Origin of the sequence: Nonomuraea sp. NPDC059023 (genome assembly GCF_042740095.1) — a bacterium.
GTDB lineage: Bacteria > Actinomycetota > Actinomycetes > Streptosporangiales > Streptosporangiaceae > Nonomuraea.
Genome location: NZ_JBHYIO010000013.1, coordinates 203,828 through 222,793 on the forward strand (window position 1 = coordinate 203,828; position 18,966 = coordinate 222,793).

An 18,966-nucleotide genomic window follows, 5' to 3' on the forward strand; every position below is an offset into this window, starting at 1 on the left:
GGACGAGGACGTTGCATCGCCCGGCGAATGTTTTCCGAGATAGCGAGCGGGTGCGGGACGGTGCTCAGCCGCGGGCGTTCCTGGGCTGGGGTGTGATGCCGGTGGACCGCGGCGCGGCGCCCTCCGCCCTGGCCTGTGCCACCAGGGCGGCCATCCCGGTCACCGTCGCCTCCCTGAACAGGCTGCGCATCGGCAACCGGACGCCCAGCTTCTTGCGGATCAGCGAGATGAGCTGGACCGCGACCAGCGAGTTGCCGCCCAGCTCGAAGAAGTCGTCCTCGATGCCGACCCGAGGCGTGCCCAGCACTTCCGACCACAGCGCGGCCAGCGCGGCCTCCACCTCGTCCCGCGGCGCGACGTAGCCGGTGTCGTCCTGCTCGCCGCCCTCGGCGGCGGCGCCCGCGGGAAGGGCCACCTCCAGGGTCTCTTTGGTCAGCGTACGCACCCCGGCCACGAACTCGGCCAGCGGCGTGGCGTTGACCACCACCTGGGTGCCGACCGCGTGCCCGAGCAGGCGGCGGAAGGCCTCGGCGCCCAGCGCGGGCAGGATGCCGGCCTGGGCGCCCTCGCGGTCGAGCGCGACCCCGGCGGCGGCCGACTTCTCCGCCACCTCCGGCTGCCCGTCGTCCTCCCCCACGCTCTGGGTGACCGACTCGACGTCCACCCGCCGCAGCACGAACTCCGAGATCTCCACGACCGGCCGCCCGGTGTCGTCGTACATCGTGATGTCCACCGCGATCACCTCGCCGCCGCCCTCCCGGTGTACGGCGTGGCTCCACACCCTGGCCGGCAGCGGCGCGTGCACGGTGAGCCGGCCGTACCCGAGCGGGAGGTAGCTGTGCTCACCGGCGGCGCTGACGAACGCGGTGGCCTCGTCGAGCAGCGCCGGATGCAGGCCGTAGCGGCCGAGCTCGGCGGCGGTCTCCGGCGCCGCCTCCAGCAGGGCGATCTCCTCCCCCGCCCCCTGGGCGACCGAGCGCAGGCTGCGCCAGCGCGGGCCGAAGGTGACCAGGCCGGAGGCGGAGGCGAACATGTTCTCCGTGCGCGTGCCGTACGAGCAGCGGGCACGGATCCCGGCGAGGTCGGCCGTGCTCGCGGCGGCGCCGGCCACCCAGGCGGCGCTGCCCCTCACATGGGTACGCGGGGCGCCGCCGGCGACGCTGACCACCTCGAAGTCGGCGCCCTCGCCGGTCGCGGTGAACAGCACCCGCAGCTCGGCGGAGGAGGTCACCGGCAGCGGCGCGGTGAAGGCGACGTCGCGCAGCTCGACCACGTGCTCCGGGCCGGGGGCGGGCACCACTGAGGTGAAGGCGAAGCGGGCGCACTCGAGGTAGCCGGTGCCGGGCATGACGGGGACGCCGGCCAGGCGGTGCTCGTCCAGCACCCAGTGGGTGGCGGGTGAGAGCCTGCCACCGCACCAGGCCGGGCGGCCGTCGCCGGGCTCGTGCAGCTCGGTGAGCAGCGGATGCGCCAGGGGGTTGGTCCGGTCGCCGCGCTGGAGCGCGCGGAAGACCTTGGGCGCCTCGACCTCGGCGGCCATGCCCACCTCCAGCCAGGCGCCCCAGTCGACCGACAGCACCCGGCCGGGCCAGGTGGCGGCGTAGGCGTCGAGGAAGGCGTTGGCCGCGCAGTAGTCGACCTGGCCGAAGCCGCCGGCCACGGCGGTGACGGACGAGCAGAGCATGACGAAGTCGAGGTCCAGGTCGCCGAAGACGTCGCGCAGCGCCCGCGTCCCGGCGATCTTCGGCGCCATGACACGGGCGGCGTCGGCGGGATCCTTGACCTCGGCCATGCCGCCGCCGGGCAGCCCGGCGGCGTGGACCAGGCCGTCCACGCGGCCGAAGCGCTCCAGCGCGCTCGCGCGCGCCCGGCGCAGCGCCTCCGGGTCGGTCACGTCGGCCGCCAGCACGAGCACCCCGGCCCCGGCCGCCTCCATGCGCGCGATGGCCGCCCGCGCCCGCGCTCCGGGCGTGCCGGTACGGCTGAGCAGGACCACCGCGCCGCGAGTACTCGTGGCCAGGTCCTCGGCGAGGGTGAGCCCGATGCCGCCCAGGCCGCCGGTGATCACGTAGACGCCGCCGTCGCGCAGCCCGGCCATCGGGTCGGGGGACGGCGGCAGCTCGACGGCCTCGTGGTGCAACGTCCACCGGCGTCCAGAACGCAGGACGACCGGCGTGGTCACGGCGTCGGTCAGCTCGGCTACCAGCGCGTCCAGGTCACCGGCGGCCGACTCCACGTCGATGTGGCGCACCGACAACCACGGCGCCTCCAGCGGCAGCACGTTGGCGATGCCGGCCACGGTGGCGTGCTCGGGCCGGCGAACGTCGTGGCCGAGCACGTTCTGCGCGCCTTCGGTGACGACGTCGAGCCGGACCTCGTTCTCCCGCTCGGACTGGGCCAGCGCCTGGAACAACGCCAGCAGGGTGGAGAAGCCGTCCTCCTGCGCGGTGCCGGGGTCCAGGGCCCAGGCGTGGACGACGTGCCCGGGTGTCCCGATCTCCGCCAGCAGGCGCTCGCAGTCCTCCCGGGAACCCGGGCGCAGGGTGAACGAGCCGCCGGCGGCGCCGTACGCCTCGCCCTTGCGGACGGTCACCACCTCGGCGCCGGCCGAGCGCAGCGCGGCCGTCAGCGGCTCGCTCGCGGGCCCGGCGAACACGAGCAGGCGCTCCCCCAGCGGTGCGCCGGCGACGGGCCGCGGGGTCTGCCGCCAGGCGGGCAGGCTGAACCACTGCTCGATCGGCAGCGCGCCGGTCCTGGGCGACCTTGGGTAGACCAGCTCGGGGTCGGCCTGGACCGGCACCCAGTGGCGGGTGCGCTCGAAGGGGTAGGTGGGCAGCGGGACCCGGCGGCCTGGCTCGCCGGGGACCTCCAGCGGCGCGCCGGCGACCCAGAGCGCGCCCGCCGCCGCGTACAGCACCCGCAGGTCGGAGCCGGAGTCGGCGGGGCCGGGCAGGCTTGGGAGCGGCTTCGGCGCGGTCTTCGGGAGCTGGCTCCTGATCAGTCCGGAGAGCTGCCGGCCGGGGCCGCATTCGACGAGCTGCCACTCGCCCTCGGCCGCCAGCGCGGCCACGCAGTCGCCGAACCGGACCGGTTCGCGCAGGTGACGAGCCCAGTAGGCGGGGTCGACGGCCTCGGCGGGGGTGATCCAGGTGCCGCTCACGTTGGACAGGAACGGCAGCGCCGGCACGCGGCGCTCGGTGGCGGCGACGAGCTGGTGGAACTCACCCACGATCGGGTCCATCATCGGCGAGTGGAAGGCGTGTGAGGTGCGTAACGCGGTCGAGGTGACGCCCTGCGCGGTGAGCCGGTCGCGGTACTCGGCGACCAGGCTCTCCGGCCCCGCGACCACGCAGGTGCCGGGGCCGTTGACGGTGGCGATCACCAGGCCGTCGGGCAGGCCGGGCCGTACGTCGTGCTCGTCCAGGCGGACGGCCAGCATCGAGCCGGCCGGCATGCTCTGCATCAGCCGGCCGCGGGCGGCGACCAGGCGGATCGCGCCGGGCAGGTCGAAGACGCCCGCGACGGTGGCGGCGACGTATTCGCCGATGCTGTGGCCGATCATCGCGGCCGGCTCGACGCCCCACGAGCGCCAGAGCCGGGCCAGCGCGTACTCGATGGTGAACAGCGCGGGCTGGGTGAGCTCGGTGCGCCGCAGCGCCTCGGCGTCGTGGGTGAGCGGGTCGAAGCCGAGCAGCCGGGCGCACTCGCCGACGGCGTCGCGGAAGACCGGCTCCGTCTGGTACAGCTCGCGGCCCATGCCCTCGTACTGGGCGCCCTGACCGGGGAACAGCCAGGCCACGCGCGGGTTGCCGGCCACTCCCCTGACCAGGCGCCGCTGGTCGCCGAGTGCCCGTACGGCCTCCTCGTGGCTGCCCGCCACCACGACCGCGCGGTGCTTGAACCGGCGGCGGCCGGTCCGCAGGGTGTGCGCGACGTCGGCCAGGTCGAGGTCCTCGGTGGCGAGCCGGGCGGCCAGCCGTTCCGTCATGGCGGCCAGCGCGGACGGCGTGCGGGCCGACAGCCGCAGCAGGTGGTGACCGCGGTGCTCACGCACGGCCGGAGGGAGCGGCGGCGCCTCCTCTAGCACGATGTGGGCGTTGGTGCCGCCGATGCCGAAGGAGCTGACGCCCGCGCGGCGGGGCACGCCGTTCGACTTCCACTCGGTCAGCTCGGCCGCCACGTGGAACGGGTTGGCGCCGAAGGGGATGCGCGGGTTGGGCCGCTCGTAGTTGAGCGTGGGCGGGATCTTGCCGTGCTCGATCGCCAGGACCGTCTTGGTCAGCCCGGCGATGCCGGCGGCCGGACCCAGGTGGCCGATGTTGGTCTTGACCGAGCCGATCGCGCACCAGCCCGCGTCGTCGGTGTCCCGGCCGAACACCGAGCTCAGCCCGCTCACCTCGATCGGGTCGCCGACGGAGGTGCCGGTGCCGTGCGCCTCCACGTACGTGATCGTGCGCGGGTCGATGCCGGCGACCGCGAGCGCGCCCGCGACCGCCCCGGCCTGTCCCTCGGAGCTGGGCGCGGAGAAACCGGCCTTCGAGGAGCCGTCGTTGTTGATGGCGTTGCCGCGGATGACCGCGCGGATGTGGTCGCCGTCGGCGACGGCGTCGGACAGTCTCTTGAGTACGGCGATGCCGCCCCCGCCGCCCCAGATGGTGCCCTGGGCCGAGGCGTCGAAGGCGCGGCAGTGGCCGTCGGGCGAGTAGATGCCGTCCTGGTGGTACAGGTACCCCCACTCCGGCGGCAGCTCGAAGGAGGCGCCGCCGGTCAGCGCCATGTCGCACTCGCCGCCGCGTAACGCCTCGCAGGCCACGTGCACGGCCACCAGCGAGGAGGAGCAGGCGGTGTGCAGGGTCAGGCTGGGGCCGCGCAGGTCGAGCTTGTAGGAGACGAACGTGGCCAGGTAGTCGGGGTGGTTGCCCACGTAGACGGCGAGGTTGCCGGCCGAGGCGTGGGTCTTGCGGTCGCGCCGGATGTAGAGCCACTGGTACTCGTCGGAGCCGATGGCCCCGTACACGCCGATCTCACCGTCGTAGCGGGCCGGGTCGTAGCCCGCGTCCTCCAGCGCGGTGTGCGCCAGCTCCAGGAAGAGGCGCTGCTGCGGGTCGCGCAGCTCGGCCTCCCGTGGCGACATGCCGAAGAAGGCGGCGTCGAGTGCGCCGTAGTCGGCGGCGACGGACGCGGCCCGGACGAAGCCGGGGTCGTCCAGCAGGTAGCCGGGCACGCCGAGTTCGGCCTGCTCATCCCGGCTGTAGAAACGCACAGACTCCACGCCGTCCACGAGGTTGCGCCAGAACTGCGGCACATCCCCCGCGCCGGGCAGCCGGCAGGCCAGCCCGACGACTGCGATGGGCTCGACCGTCGGTTCGGTCATGTCTCACTCTTTCCTTGTGGGCCTGGTCCGGGCACGGCTTGCGGCGATCGGCCGGGCGCGGCCGGAACCGGAGGTGGTGCTGTGGCCGTCGAAGAACTTCTCGTCGACGGCGATATGGGGGACGACGCGGCGGCGCGTCTCGGGTCGCGGTGAGCGGCATTCTCTAGAGTCCGGATAAATCCTTATAGCCAAGGACATAATTCCAAGTCAACGCCGATTTCGGCCGCATACAAAACCGATAAAGGGCGTGACAGAAAGTAGTGATTGTCAGGCCTGTGGTGAATGTGTATGAATCTCGTTTAATGTGGCGTTCACCGAGAAAGTGAGGCAGTGGTGACATCCTCGGCGGGGCTGTCCTCAGACGAAATCCAGCTTTCCGACACCAAGCGAGCTCTGCTGGAGCAACGCCTCCGCCGCCGGTCCACCGGCAAGTCAGCGGGCATCCCGCGGCGCGAGCCGGGTGCCGAGATCCCCTTGTCCTATGCCCAAGAGGGCCTGTGGTTCATGGAGCAATTCGCTCCAGGAACAGCCGCCTACACCATCCCTTTCGTCCTGCGGCTGCGCGGCAGCCTCGATGATGAACGACTTCACCAAGCCCTTAATACGGTCGTGGCCAGGCACGAGATTTTGCGCACCCGATTTCCGGCCGACGCGGACGGCAGGCCCCGCGTGGAGGTGTCCGATATCGGACACGTCGAGTTGCGGCGGCTGGCCGCCACCGACGAGGCGCACGCCCGCGACCTCCTGGGCGCCGAACTCGCCCGCCCCTTCGTGATCGCCACCGAACCGCCCGTACGCGCCGCGCTCGTCCGCCTCGCCGAGGACGACCACATCCTGCTGGTGACGCTCCACCACATCGCCGGTGACGGATGGTCGCTGGAGATCCTGGCCGGGGAACTGCGCACCCTCTACGCCGGCGAGACCCCGCCCGAACTGGCCCTGCAGTACGCCGACTTCGCCCTCTGGCAGCGCACCCGCCCGGCCGACCGGGCCGACCTGGCCTACTGGCGCGAACGGCTGGCCGGCGTGCCACCCATCGACCTGCCCATCGACGGCCGGCGCGGCGCCGTGGCCACCTTCGACGGCGCCTCCCACTCCTTCCGGCTCGGCCCCGACCTGCTGGCCGCCGCCGGCCGCCTGGCCAGGGAGCACGACGCGACGCTCTACATGGTCGTGCTGGCCGCCTACCAGGTACTGCTCGGCCGTCACAGCGGGCAGACCGACTTCGCCGTCGGCACGCCGGTCGGCGGGCGCCCGCGCAGCGAGCTCGAACCCCTCATCGGCATGTTCGTCAACATGCTGGCCATGCGCGCCGACCTGGACGGCGACCCCACCTTCACCGAACTGCTCACCCGGGTCAGGCGGAACACCCTGGACGCTTTCACCCACCAGCGGCTGCCCTTCGAGCAGTTCGTCGGGGAGCTGGGGCACACCCGGGACGTCTCGCGCACCGCCGTCTTCCAGGCCGCGCTCGCCCTGCAGAGCTACGACGAGGACAGCTTCGCCTGGCCGGGGCTGGCGGCGGAGCCGTACCCGCTGACCGCGAAGGCGGCGCCCTACGAGCTGGAGTTGTTCCTGACCGAGCGGGACGACGGGCTCGACGCGCTGTTCGTCTACAACCGGAACCTGCTGGACCCGGTCACGGTCGAGGAGTTCGGCGCCCGGTTCACCACCCTGCTGCGCGCCGCCGTCGCCGGGCCGGACACGCGGGTGTCGGACCTGGAGATGCTGACCCCGCGGGAACACGAAAAACTCCTGGCGCTGGCCGAGGGGCCGCGCGAGCCGTACCCCGGAGAGAAGACGCTGGGCGGGCTGTTCGAGGAGCAGGCCGCCCGCACGCCCGGCGCCATCGCCCTGGAGTACGGCCGGCAGCGCCTCACCTACGCCGAGCTGGAGCGGCGCTCGGCCCTGCTGGCCGGGCGATTGCGCGAACGGGGCGCGGGGCCGGGGACCCGGGTCGCGGTGGGCATGGAACGTTCGCTCGACCTGGTCGTGAGCCTGCTGGCCGTGGTCAGGGCGGGCGCCGCCTACGTGCCGCTGGACCCCGACTATCCGCAGGAGCGCCTGGACTTCATGCTGCGGGACGCGCGGGCGGCGATCCTGCTGCCGCAGGAGACGGCCCTCGCGCCCCTCCCGGCGACGGACACGCCGCCGACCTCGGCCCACCCCGCCTACATGATCTACACCTCCGGCTCGACCGGCCGGCCCAAGGGCGTGCCCAACACGCACGCCGCCATCGTCAACCGCCTGGACTGGATGCAGCGCCGCTTCGGCCTGACCGGCGCGGACGTGGTCATGCAGAAGACGCCCGCGGGCTTCGACGTCTCCGTCTGGGAGTTCTTCTGGCCGATCGTCACCGGCGCCCGTCTCGTGGTGGCCGAGCCGGGCGGGCACCGCGACACCGCCTACCTGCGTGACCTGATCATCGGCAGCGGCGTGACGACCATGCACTTCGTGCCGTCGATGCTCGCCGCCTTCCTGGAGGAGGAGGGCGTCGAGGGCTGCGCCTCGCTGAAGAGGGTCATCTGCAGTGGCGAGGAGCTGCCGCCGGCCGTCGCCGCCCGGTTCTTCGAGCGCCTGCCGGACACCGAACTGCACAACCTCTACGGCCCCACCGAGGCCGCCGTCGACGTCACCGCCTGGCGGTGCGCGCCCGGCGAGAGCCGGATCCCGATCGGCCATCCGGTACAGAACACCCGCATCCACGTCCTCGACGCGCGGCTGCGGCCGGTGCCGTCCGGCGTGCCCGGCGAGCTGCACATCGGCGGCGTCCAGGTCGCCCTCGGCTACCACGACCGGCCCGCGCTGACCGCCGGCCGCTTCGTGCCCGACCCCTACGGCCCGCCGGGTGCACGCCTGTACCGCACCGGCGACCTGGCCCGGGTACGGCGCGACGGCGCCGTGGAGTTCCTCGGCCGGCTGGACAACCAGGTCAAGATCCGCGGCCAGCGGGTGGAGCTGGGCGAGATCGAGGCCGTGCTGCGCGAGCGGGCGGGCGTGCGCGAGGCGCTCGTCGTCGCCGGCGCGGACGGACTGGTGGCCTACGTCGTCACCGACGCCCCGGACACCGGCCTCCGGGCGGCGCTGAAGGAGATCCTGCCCGACCACATGGTGCCCGGCGCGTACGTGACCATGGACGCGCTGCCCCTCAGCCCCAACGGCAAGGTGGACCGCGCCGCGCTGCCCGCCCCCACCCGGACCGCCGGAGCCGGCGCCCCGCCCACCACCCCGGCCGAGATCGCCGTCGCCGGGATCTGGGGCGAACTGCTCGGCCTGAGCGACATCCGGGCCGACGACGACTTCTTCGAGATCGGCGGGCACTCCCTGGTCGCCATCCAGGTCGTGGCCAGGCTGCGCAAGCTGCTCGCGCCGGTCGAAGGGCGCTCGGTCGGCGTCATGGACCTGTTCAGGAACTCCACCGTGCGGGCGCTGGCCGAGCTCATCGAGGGCCCCGCCCCGGACGAGGACACGCCGCGCGAGCTCCTGCACCGCCTCACGCGCTCGCGTACCACGCCCGCGCTCACGCTCGTCTGCTTCCCCTACGGCGGCGGCAGCGCCCTGGTCTACCAGCCGCTGGCCGACGCCCTGCCGGAGGAGTGCGCGCTGTACTCCATGGCCTTCCCCGGCCACGACCCCGGACGCCCCGACGAGCCGGTGATGCCCCTGGACGAGGTCATCGGCCAATGCGTGCGCGAGATCCTCGACGGCATCGAGGGCCCGATCGCCCTGTACGGCCACTGCGGCATCGGTGGCGCCGTCACCGCCGAGGTCGCCCGGCGCCTGGAGGCCGCGGGGCGCGACCTGGAGGCCGTCTACATCGGCGCCATCTTCCCCTTCGCCCGGCCGCAGGGCCGCGTCGCCGGGCCCCTGGGCAGGCTGCTGCGCTCCGACCGGCTGCGCGGCGACCGTACCTATGAGAACCGCATGAAGGCCATGGGCAACGACATCTCCGGCCTGGACGAGGAGCAGGTCACGTTCATGGTCCGCAACCAGCGCCGGGACACGCTGATCGCGGAGGAGTCGTTCACCCGCATGCTCGGCGAGCGGGCGGAGCCGTTGCGCGCGCCGGTGATCGCGGTCGTCGGCGAGCAGGACCCGGCGACCGACTACTACCGCGAGCGCTACCGGGAGTGGCAGTTCCTGTCGCCCACCACCGCGCTCGTCGTCCTCAGCGAGGCCGGCCACTACTACCTGAAGTACCGCGCGGACGACCTCGCCCAGGTCCTCACCAACACGCACATCGCGATGGAGTACGGCTCGGCCGCCGCGCTGAACCGCTCCGCGAGGGGGCCGGCCGCCCGGTGGTGGGTCGAGGAGACCGCCTCGCCGGAAAAGGAGAAGCACGCGCCGCCCCCGAGCATGCGGCGCTTCCTGAGCGTGTCGGCCGCCCAGCTCGTCGCCCTGGTCGGCACCGCGATCACCGACTTCGCGATCCCGATCTGGGTGTACACCACGACCGGATCCCTGCTGAACTTCGCCCTCCTGGTCGCGTTGGCGATCATGCCGGGCGTCCTGGCCGCCCCGCTCCTCGGCGCGATCGTCGACCGGTCGGGCAAACGCGCGATGATGGCCCTGGGCAACAGCCTCGCCGGCGGCGTGCAGCTGATCTTCGGCGCGCTGTTGTGGACCGGCGCCCTGGCCACCTGGCACATCTATCCGCTCGTCGCGGCGCTCTCGGTCATGATGGTCTTCCAGCGGCTCGCCTACTCCGCGGCGCTGCCGCAGCTCGTGCCCAAGCGCTACCTCGGGCACGCGGCCGGCGTGGTGCAGATGCTCCTGGGCACCTCCCAGTTCGTCGCCCCGCTCCTGGCCGTGGCGCTCCTGGCCGGCGTCGGCCTGAGCGGCATCCTGGCGATCAACGTCGCCGGCTTCTGCGTGATGCTGGGCGCGCTGGCCGTCATCCGCTTCCCCGCCACCCTCGGGCTGGAGCGGCGCGAGACACTGGCCGCCGAGATCGCCGGCGGGTTCCGCATGTCGCTGGGCAACCGGCACCTGCGGGCCGCGCTGCTCTACTTCGCCGTGCTCAACGTCATGCTGGCCGCGGTGCTGATGTCGATCTCGCCGCTGGTGCTGTCGTTCTCCGACCTCGGCACCGCCGGGCGCATCGCGTTCGTCGGCGGCCTGGGCGCCACCCTCGGCGGCATGATCGTCGCGCTGTGGGGCGGGCCGCGCCGGCGCCGCATGCGCGCCGTGCTGCTCGGCACGCTGGCGCTCAGCCTGTTCGCCGTCGTCACCGGAGCGTACGCCTCGCCGCTGACCGTCGGGCTCGGCGCGTTCGGGCTGTGGTGCAGCCTGTCGGTGGTCAACGGCGTCTTCATGACGATCATCCATGTGAAGGTGCCGCAGCGCTTCCACGGCCGGGTGATGGCGTTCAACCAGATGATCTCCTGGTCCACGCTGCCGGTCGGCATGGCCGTGGTCGCGCCGCTGGGCGAGCGGGTGCTGGAGCCGCTGCTCATGCCGGACGGCGCGCTGGCCGCCACCGTCGGCGCGGTGATCGGGGTGGGACCCGGGCGCGGCATCGGGTTCATGTACGTCCTGCTCGGCCTGGGCATCGCCGTACACGCGCTGGTGTCGATGCGGATCCCGCTCCTTGCCAGGTTCGACCGGGAGGTGCCGGAAGCCGATCCCGACGACCTCGTCGGTGCGCGGGCGCTGCAGGCCGGCGCGGGCAACACCGTCAGCCTCGCCTGGAGCGCGCCCGCCTTCGCCAAGGCGCTGACCATGCCGCTGAGCGCGGACACGGCGGCGGGCCTGCTCGGGGAGCCGGTCGAGCGGGTCCTGCTGCGCACCGGCGGCGAGATCAGCGCGGTGTACGAGGTCAGGACGCCCAGCCGCGAGCTGATCTTCAAGCTGTATCCCGGCCTGTTCACCGACCGCATGCGCAAGGAACAGCGGGTGTACGAGCTGCTCGCCCGCACCGGGGCGGCGGCGCCCAGCGTGGTCCTGGCCGACGACTCCAAGCGTGACCTGCCCCAGGCGTACCTGGTGATGACGAAGATCCCCGGCCGGCCGCTCTCGCAGGTCTCCGCCGCCCTCGACGCCGCGACCGTCGAACGGCTCTACCGCGAGATGGGCCGCGTGCTGCGGGCCGTGCACAGCGTCGAACTCACCGCGTACGGCCCGCTGGACGGGGTCCAGGAACCCACGAACGACGCCTACCTCGGCGGCCAGTTCGACCTCAAGGTCGCCCGGTTCGCCGAGTTCGGCGGCGACCCCGACGTGCACGCGGCGCTCGTCGCCCGCGTGCGCGCCGACCGTCACCTGCTGGCGCGCTGCGCCACCCCCGTCCTGCTCCACCACGACTTCCACGAGCGCAACGTCATGGCCGACGAGCACGACGGGCGATGGGAACTGACCGGCGTCATCGACGTCGAGAACGCGCTCGCCGGCGACCCCCTCATGGACCTGGCCCGCACCGACTACTTCGCGGTCAAGGACGACCCCGCCCGCCGCCGCGCCCTCCTGGACGGGTACGGCACGCTGCCCGGCGACTGGGCCGAGCGGCTGGCCTTCTACCGGCTCTACCACGCGCTGGACCAATGGCACTGGCTGGCCACCCTCGGCGAGGTCAGCGCGCTGGAGCCGATCACCCGGGAGATTCGCGCATGCCTGTGACCGAAGACGCCTTCCCCGCCTCCTCCGCGCAGGAACGGGTCTGGTTCCTCACCACGCTGCTGCCCGGCCTGCCTCTCTACAACATCGCGGGCATCTCCCGGCTGGAACGGCTCGGCGACGTCGACCCGGCGCTCATGGAGCGGGCGCTCCGGCTGGTGACCGAGCGGCACGAGCCGATGCGCACCCGCTTCGAGCTGCGCGAGGAGCAGGTCATGCAGCTCATCGCACCCGAGATCCCGGTACGGCCGGCCTACACGGACCTGACCGGCGACGAGGCGTCTTTGGCGGCGCTGGCCGCGCGCGACGCCGCCGAGCCGTTCGCCCTCGACCGGGCGCCGCTGTGGCGGGCCAGGCTGGTCAAGCTCGGCGGCGGCCGGTGGCGGCTCGTCCAGGTCTTCCACCACGCCATCTACGACGCGTGGTCCGCGGAGATCTTCAGCGCCGACCTCACCGAGGCGTACCTGTCGCTGCGCGAGCAACGTGCCCCCCGCTTCGCCAAGCTGACCGTCCAGTACGCCGACTACGCCGTCTGGCAGCGCGAGCAGGGCTTCGAGACCGACCTGGCCTACTGGAGCCGGCGCCTGGCCGGATCGGCCCCCCTCGAACTGCCCGCCGACCACCCCCGCCCCGCCGAACTCGGCTACGCCGGAGCCAACCACCCGTTCACCGTGCCGGCCGAGCTGACGGCGCGGGTGGCGGCGCTGGCCAGGAGCCGCGGCGCCACCCCCTTCATGGTGCTGTTCACCGCCTACGCCGCCCTGCTCGCCCGCTGGAGCGGCCAGCACGACGTGGTGATCGGCTCACCCGTGGCCGGCCGCGACCAGGACGAGCTCAACCCGCTCATCGGCATGTTCGTCAACACCCTGCCCCTCCGCACCGACCTGGGCGGCGACCCCGCCTTCGGCGAAGCCCTGGACCGCGTGCGCACCACCGTCCTGGAGGCGCTCGAACACCAGGACGTGCCCTTCGCCCGCATCGTCGGCGCGCTCAACCCGCCCCGCGACCCCGCCCGCACCCCGCTCTACCAGGTCGCCTTCAACCAGCTCCCCTTCGACGTACGCGGCCAGATCGGCACCGGGACCACCAAGACCGACCTCACGCTGGAGTTGCAGAACGCGCGGGGCGACATGAGCGGGTGGCTGGAGTACAGCACCGACCTCTATGACCCGGCCACGATCGCCGGGCTCGCTGAGGGATACCTCGCCCTGCTCGACGCCGCCACCGCCGACCCGTCCCTGCCGCTGTCGCGCCTGCCGCTCATGCCCGCCTCCCGCCGTGCCGAGGTGGCCGGCGCCTGGCACGGGCCGCGGCTGCCGTACCCGTCGCGGCCCCTTCACGATCTCGTGGCGGCCCGCGCCGCCGAGACGCCGGACGCCCCCGCGGTGATCGTCCCGCACGAGGACCGCACGCTGACCTACGCCGAGCTGGACGCCCGCGCCGACGTCCTCGCCAGGACGATCGTCTCCCGCGGCGTGGGAATCGAGTCCCCGGTCGCGGTCTGCCTCCCGCCCGGCGCCGACCTCGTGATCGCCCTGCTGGCCGTGCTGAAGTCCGGCGCCTGCTACGTCCCCCTCGACCCCCGCTACCCGGCCGACCGGCTGCGCCTCATGCTCGAGGACTCCGGGACCGAGCTCGCGCTCACCACCCCGGAACTGGCCGACCGCCTTCCCTGCGTCGCCCTGCTGACCGACCTGGGCGAAGAGGTTCCGGACCACCATCCGCTGCCGGCCGTCACGCTCGATCACCTCGCCTACGTGATCTACACCTCCGGCTCCACCGGCGTGCCCAAGGGCGTCATGGTCCCGCACCGGGGCGTGGTGAACCTGGTCGAAAGCCTGGCGTTCCCGGCGGCCGAGCGGGTGCTGCTGCTGACCCCGCTCTCCTTCGACATCGCCGCACTCGAACTCTTCGGGCCGCTCCTCCGAGGAGGGGCGGTCGTGGTGGCGCCGCCGTACGGCAAGCTCACCAAGCTTCTGGCGGACGTGACGACCGTCCAGGCGCCCCCGTCCGTCCTGGAGGAGATCGTCGCCGACCTCCCTGACGGCCTGCCGAAGATCCTGAGCGGCGGCGAACCCCTCGGCCTCCCCCTGGCCCGCCGCCTGCTGGGCAAGACCAACGAGCTCCACAACATGTACGGCCCCACCGAGACCACCATCTGGTCCCTCACCCACCGGGTACACCCGGAGGACACGGCCGTCTCGATCGGCCGCCCCGTGGCCAACACCACGTCCTACGTCCTGGGCCCCGGCCTCGACCCGCTCCCGCCCGGCGTGGTCGGCGAACTCTACCTGGGCGGCGACGGCCTGGCCCGCGGCTACCACCGCCGCCCGTCCCTGACCGCCGCCCGCTTCGTCCCCGACCCCTTCGGTACGGCCGGCGGCCGCCTCTACCGCACCGGCGACCTGGTCCGCCGCCGGCCCGACGGCACCCTCGAATTCGTCGGCCGGGCGGACGACCAGGTGAAGGTCCGCGGCGTCCGCATCGAACTGGGCGAGGTCGAAACCGCCCTCACCACCCACCCCGGCGTCACCCGCGCGGTTGCCGCCGTCCGCGACGACGCCCCCGGCGGCCGTGCCCTCGTCGCCTACGTGGACGACCGGGCCCCGCTGGCCGAGCTGCGCGGCTACCTCCAGGACCGCCTGCCGCCCACCATGGTCCCCAGCCTCTACGTGCCGGTCGGCCACTTCCCGAAGCTCCCCAACGGCAAGCTCGACCGCGCCGCCCTCCCCTCCCCGCGGACCGCCCCCGCCACCGCCGCACCCGCCACCCCGGAGACGGCCGCGGAGGAACTGGTCCACGACGTCTGGGCCGGCGTCCTGGGCAGGCACGCGTTCGGCATCGACGACGACTTCTTCGACCTCGGCGGCCACTCGATGCTCGGCACCCGGGTCGTGGCCAGGATCTGCTCGGAGCTGGAGATCGAGCTGCCGCTCAACACGCTGTTCCTGACCCGGACGGTCCGCCGGCTGGCGGCGGCGGTGGAGGCGCACCTGGCGGCGGAGATCGACCAGTTGTCGGAGGAGGAGGCGGCGGCGCTGATGGAGGGGTGAGGTCAGGTCTACGTCACAGCGCGCCCCAGGAGTACGTGACCTTCTCGATCTTCATGTAGGTGAACAGCTCCGTGCTGCGCACGCCGGGAACCCGCCGGACGACGTCGTTCAGGATGGTCAGCAGTTCGGCCGAGTCGCGCCCGATGACCTCGACGAGGATGTCGTAGCGCCCGGACGACAGCACCACGTACACGATCTGGTCGACCTCCGACAACGCCGCGGCGACCGCCCGCAGGTCGCCGTCCGCGTTGATCCCGATCATGGCCTGGACGTTGAAGCCCATCTTGAACGGCTCGGAGACGGCGACCACCTCGATGACGCCGTTGTCGAGGAGCCGCTGCACCCGCTGGCGTACCGCGGCGCGGGACAGCCCCACTTCCGGCCCCAGTTTGGAGTACGGCATGCGGCCGTCCACCTGGAGAACCCGGATGATCGACTTGTCGATCTCGTCGAGTTCGACCTGGTGTGCCCGGTTGTCCTCGGCCACGCGGCGCCTCCCACGCTGATCTTCACTGCGGGTCCAACCGTACGGCATCGCCGGCCCTTCGATCGTATCGCTTCCCCATACTGAACTCGGCAAGCGATTGGCTTGCCCAGAACCGAAGTGCCAGCGAAAAGCTTGAAAACTTCGCGACCCGGTGTACAGAATGACTGTCTCATCCATAGGAGGCAGTCACGATGAGCGACCTGTTGGGCGAACCGCTGGCCAAGGAACGGGCCGCCTACGCCGCCCGCAACCCCCGATCGCGCGCCGCGCACGAGCGCGCGGACCATCTGCTGGGCCGGGTGCCGATGACCTGGATGGCCAAGTCGGCCGCGGAGTTCCCGCTGTACCTGGACCGTGCCTCCGGGGCGCGGGTGTGGGACGCCGACGGCCATGAACTGGCCGACTTCTGCCTGGGAGACACCGGGGCGATGGCCGGGCACTCGCCCCCGGCCACGGTCGAGGCGGTGAGCAGGCGCTACGCCGAGCTGGGTGGCGCCACCACGATGATGCCGACCGAGGACGCCGCGGCCGTGGCCGAGGAGCTGTCGCGCAGGTTCGGCCTCAGCCGGTGGAGCTTCGCCCTGACCGCCACCGACGCGAACCGGTGGGCGTTGCGGCTGGCCCGCGCGGTGACCGAGCGGCCGCGGGTGCTGGTGATGAGCTTCAGCTACCACGGCAGCGTGGACGAGTCGTTCATCGTGACCGGGCCGGACGGCCCGGTGCCGCGTCCGGGCAACGTGGGCGCGCCCTACGACGTGACGCGGACCAGCCGGGTGGTCGAGTTCAACGACGTGGAGGCGCTGGAGCGGGAGCTGGCTCACTGCGACGTGGCCGCCGTGCTGATGGAGCCGGCCATGACCAACATGGGCATCGTCCTGCCAGAGCCGGGCTATCTGGCCGCGGTCCGCGAGCTGACCAGGCGGGCGGGGACGTTGCTGATCAACGACGAGACGCACACCGTCTCGGCGGGACCGGGCGGCTGCACCAGGGCGTGGGGGCTGCGGCCCGACATCGTGACCGTCGGCAAGGCGATCGCCGGCGGGCTGCCCATCGGCGCCTACGGGCTGACCGGCGAACTGGCCGGACGGCTGCTGGGGCGCGGCGACCTCGACCTGGTCGACACCGGCGGCGTCGGCGGCACGCTGGCCGGCAACGCGCTGTCGATGGCGGCGGCGCGGGCGACCCTCGGCGAGGTGCTCACCGAGGGCGCCTACGACCGGATGATCGCCCTGTCGGGCCGCTACACCGAGGGCGTCCGGCGGCTCATCGACGCCAACGGGCTGCCGTGGGTGGTGACCCAGCTCGGCGCGCGCTCGGAGTACCGGTTCATGACGCCGGGGCCGCGCAACGGCACCGAGTCCTACCTGTCCACCGACGCCGGGCTTGAGGACTACCTCCACCTGTACCTGCTCAACCGGGGCGTGATGCTGACGCCCTTCCACAACATGGCCCTGATGTGCCCGGACACCACCGAGGCCGACGTCGATCTGCACCTGGAGATCCTCGGCGCCGCGGTCGCCGGGCTGCCCGGCTGATCAGGTGCGCAGGGGAACCGCCTTGATCGCCAGCGCGGCCAGCAGGCTGACCACCGCCAGCCCGGCCGAGACGGCGAAGACGGTTCCCGTCGCCCCGGCATAGGCATCCCGTACGGCCGGGCCGTACCCCCGGGCGGCGTCCACGGCGTGGGTGACGATCGCGCCCAGCACGGACATGCCCATCACCCCGCCGAGCGAGCGGAAGAACGACACCGACGCGCTCGCCGCGCCGACGCGGTCGGCGGGCGCGCTGTTCTGGACGGCGAGCACATAGTTCTGCATCACGACCCCGATGCCGAGACCCACGAGGATGGTCGATGCGACGACGTACCAGGTGGGCGGCCCCGAGCCGAGGACCGCCAGCAACGCCAGGCCGGCGGCCAGCGCGGCGGAGCCGCCCACCAGAAAGCCCTTCCAGCGTCCGAACCGGGTGATGAGGTGACCGGAGCCGAGCGTGGCGAGCGTGGTGCTCACCATCATGGGCATGCACAGCAGCCCGGCCTCGGTCGGCGAGTAGCCGCGGGCGAGCTGGAAGTACTGGCTGATGAAGACGATCGAGCTGAACATGACCATCCCCACCGCCGAGCTGCCGGCGATCGCCAGCGCCGTGGTGCGCAGGCGCAGCAGGGACAGCGGTACGACGGGGTCGGGATGCCGCCGTTCGGCGAGGTACAGAAGGACGCCGGCGACGAGCGTGCCCGCCAGGCACGCGGCGCTCTGCCAGGACCACCACGGGTAGGCGCGGCCGGCGAAGGTCACCCACACCGCGGGAGTCATGGCGGTCACGGTGGTCAGCAGCGCGCCGAGGTAGTCGACGCGGGCCTTGCGCCGGACCCAGGGCACGCGCAGGTACCGGTTCAGGATGACCAGGCTCACGATGGCGAAGGGGACCACCACGAAGAAGCACCAGCGCCAGCCCAGCCAGGCGGTGTCGACGATCGCCCCGCCGATCAGCGGCCCGCACAGGGTGCCGAGGGCCATCACGGTGGCGATGTAGCCGCCGTAGCGCCCGCCCTGCCGCGGCGGCACGATGCCGGCCACGATGGCCTGGGCCGTCGCCAGTAACCCGCCCATCGCGATGCCCTGCACGGCTCGCATGCCGATGAGCATCTCGATGGTGGGGGAGGTCCCGGCCGCCACCGACCCGGCGGCGAACAGGGCGAGCGCCGCCTGCACGACCTTGCGCTTGTCGAACTGGTCGGCCAGCCGGCCCCACAGGGGGATGCTGACGGTCATCGTGAGCAGGGAGGTCGCCACGAGCCAGGTGTACTGCGCCTGGCTTCCGCCGAGGGCGGCCACGATCGACGGCACGGCGTTGGTGACGATCAGCGTGCTGGACACGGCGGAGAACAAGGCGAGCAGCAGCCCGGCCAGCGCCTTCAGGATCTCGCGCTCGGACAGCCGGGAGGAGGGAGCATCTAGTTCCATGCCTTAACTATATGGACACACGCACTACTTGGCCGGACCGAAGTCCTTGTCGGCCTGCTCGTCGAGCGCCTCCTCGAGAGCCTCGCTGTCGAGCACCTTCAGGGCCTCCTGCGCGTCGCCGAGCACTTCCTGGAAGCGCTCGACGAGCAGGCGGTTCACGGTCGCCAGAACCTCGTGCCCGCGCGGGGTGACGTCGAAGACCACGCCACGTCCGTCGGAGGCCAGCCCGCCGCGCTCGATCAGGCCGCTCTTGACCATTCCGTTGGTGAGGGCGGAGATGGCCGGCCGGCTGACAGCCGTGTACCTGGCCAGCTCGTAGGCCCGCTGCCGGCCGGCGGCCGCACTGGTCAGGGCCCGGTACTGCGGCATGGTCAGACCGCCCTCCTCGCACGCCTGCTGGGCGATGCGGGCCAGGCGGACGATCGTCCGGACGGCGGCGAGCAGGTCGGCGTCCATACCCATGTCCATGTCTCT

Annotated in this window: 7 protein-coding genes; 3 read left to right on the forward strand and 4 right to left on the reverse strand. The window is 72.6% G+C overall.

All coding sequences use genetic code 11. The annotated features are described in order from the left end of the window. Positions 1–64 precede the first annotated feature (64 nt). Positions 65–5,374, reverse strand: coding sequence for an SDR family NAD(P)-dependent oxidoreductase (locus ACFWYW_RS23545; RefSeq protein ID WP_379612659.1), 5,310 nt, complete (start codon positions 5,372–5,374; stop codon positions 65–67). A 333-nt stretch (positions 5,375–5,707) separates the two neighbouring features. Here ACFWYW_RS23545 and ACFWYW_RS23550 point away from each other — a divergent pair, with 333 nt between their 5' ends. After that, on the forward strand, positions 5,708–11,992 hold the full coding sequence (locus ACFWYW_RS23550; protein WP_379612660.1) for an amino acid adenylation domain-containing protein: 6,285 nt from the start codon (positions 5,708–5,710) through the stop codon (positions 11,990–11,992). Then, positions 11,983–15,042 (forward strand): amino acid adenylation domain-containing protein, encoded by a 3,060-nt coding sequence (locus tag ACFWYW_RS23555; protein WP_379612661.1) that lies wholly within the window; start codon positions 11,983–11,985, stop codon positions 15,040–15,042. Before ACFWYW_RS23550 ends, ACFWYW_RS23555 begins: the two co-directional genes overlap by 10 nt. A gap of 13 nt (positions 15,043–15,055) precedes the next feature. On the opposite strand, the gene ACFWYW_RS23560 is transcribed toward ACFWYW_RS23555, so the two are convergent. Next, on the reverse strand, positions 15,056–15,529 hold the full coding sequence (locus ACFWYW_RS23560) for an Lrp/AsnC family transcriptional regulator (RefSeq protein ID WP_379612662.1): 474 nt from the start codon (positions 15,527–15,529) through the stop codon (positions 15,056–15,058). 191 nt (positions 15,530–15,720) lie between these two features. Here ACFWYW_RS23560 and ACFWYW_RS23565 point away from each other — a divergent pair, with 191 nt between their 5' ends. Beyond that, a complete protein-coding gene (locus ACFWYW_RS23565; protein ID WP_379612663.1) occupies positions 15,721–17,064 on the forward strand; it encodes a transaminase in 1,344 nt (447 codons plus the stop codon). Here the strand turns inward: ACFWYW_RS23565 and ACFWYW_RS23570 are convergent, their stop codons facing one another. Next, positions 17,065–18,492: an MFS transporter gene (locus tag ACFWYW_RS23570; RefSeq protein ID WP_379612664.1), complete on the reverse strand. Its 1,428-nt coding sequence runs from the start codon at positions 18,490–18,492 to the stop codon at positions 17,065–17,067. A 24-nt stretch (positions 18,493–18,516) separates the two neighbouring features. Beyond that, a complete protein-coding gene (locus ACFWYW_RS23575; protein ID WP_379612665.1) occupies positions 18,517–18,960 on the reverse strand; it encodes a MarR family winged helix-turn-helix transcriptional regulator in 444 nt (147 codons plus the stop codon). Between the last annotated feature and the right edge of the window lie 6 nt (positions 18,961–18,966).

Excerpts from the sequence above, each read along its gene's own strand:
- ACFWYW_RS23575 (WP_379612665.1), bottom strand. The coding sequence starts at position 18,960 with ATGGACATGGGTATGGACGCCGACCTGCTCGCCGCCGTCCGGACGATC.
- ACFWYW_RS23565 (WP_379612663.1), top strand. The coding sequence starts at position 15,721 with ATGAGCGACCTGTTGGGCGAACCGCTGGCCAAGGAACGGGCCGCCTAC.
- ACFWYW_RS23555 (WP_379612661.1), top strand. The coding sequence starts at position 11,983 with ATGCCTGTGACCGAAGACGCCTTCCCCGCCTCCTCCGCGCAGGAACGG.
- ACFWYW_RS23570 (WP_379612664.1), bottom strand. The coding sequence starts at position 18,492 with ATGGAACTAGATGCTCCCTCCTCCCGGCTGTCCGAGCGCGAGATCCTG.
- ACFWYW_RS23545 (WP_379612659.1), bottom strand. The coding sequence starts at position 5,374 with ATGACCGAACCGACGGTCGAGCCCATCGCAGTCGTCGGGCTGGCCTGC.